The sequence below is a fragment of the Methanoregula sp. genome (genome assembly GCF_002835825.1).
Classification (GTDB): domain Archaea; phylum Halobacteriota; class Methanomicrobia; order Methanomicrobiales; family Methanospirillaceae; genus Methanoregula.
The window spans coordinates 1-1,039 of sequence record NZ_PIZH01000769.1 but is presented as its reverse complement, the minus strand read 5'-3'; the positions used below and the strand labels follow the sequence as shown (position 1 = coordinate 1,039).

2 protein-coding genes are annotated in these 1,039 nt (G+C 56.0%); both read left to right on the top strand.

What is annotated here, in order from left to right:
• Positions 1–761, top strand: a 761-nt coding sequence (locus CW742_RS15075) for an ATP-binding protein (protein WP_292421832.1), incomplete at its 5' end; no start/stop codon positions are given.
• Positions 751–1,039, top strand: a 289-nt coding sequence (locus CW742_RS15070; protein ID WP_292421829.1) for a 4Fe-4S dicluster domain-containing protein, incomplete at its 3' end; no start/stop codon positions are given. The genes CW742_RS15075 and CW742_RS15070, both read left to right, overlap by 11 nt.

Here is a 1,039-nt window from a genome sequence, read left to right as displayed (position 1 = left end):
AGATCATTCTCGGGAACAAAGACTGGATGGCATCGGTCTCCTGCGCATCCGGGCCTGCGTTTGAGGGGGCGGGCATCACGTGCGGCATGCGGGCGATGAACGGTGCGATTGAGCACGTCCGCTTTGATCCTGAGACGGCAGAGACGATCTGTTCAACTATCGGGAACGTGCCCCCCCGGGGTATCTGTGGTTCGGGGATTATTGATGCTGCAGTCGCCATGGTTGCATCCAGTGCCCTCGATTTCGCCGGCAAACTCAATCCCCGGCACCCGCGGGTCCGGAACGGATCCAAAGGGCTGGAATATGTGCTTATCCCGGCATCCGCTTCTGCCACCGGGCGCGATCTGGTGTTCACCCAGCAGGACGTTGATTATCTTATGGATTCGAAAGCTGCCGCATGCGGAGCTATCGGTGTGCTCATGGGGAAATACAAGATTGCCGTTACCGACATCCGGCATGTCTATCTTTCAGGGGCATTTGGCGCTTATACCGATATCGGCAATGCGGTGCGGTTCGGCATTCTTCCGGAATTTCCAGATGCTGCATTCCACCCCCTGGGCAATGGTTCCCTTTCAGGAGCATATGCCACCTTAGTCTCGCGCGAGTACCGGATCATGGCAGAAACGGTTGCCCGGCACATGGCCTACATTGATCTTCTGGTAGATACCGATTTCATGGAAGAGTATTCTGCAGCGCTGTATATCCCCGGAAAACGCGAGCTGTTTCCTGACAGTTACAAGGAGAACAAGAATGGCTGCTGACACTGACACTGCGGAATACGCGGGTACTCCTTTGACCAGGGTAATCGTCCATGACCCGGACCTCTGCACGGGCTGCAGGCAGTGCATGACAGCCTGTTCTTTCAGGAATTATCAGACGTACAATTATGACCTCTCACTCTGCAAGGTCATGAACGGTCCGAACGGCGGGTTCGTCAGGGTACATTGTCAGCACTGCGAGGATCCGATGTGCATGGCGGCATGCCCCACGGGCGCGATCGGTAAGGACGAGGCCACGGGCTTCGTGACAATAGATAAGA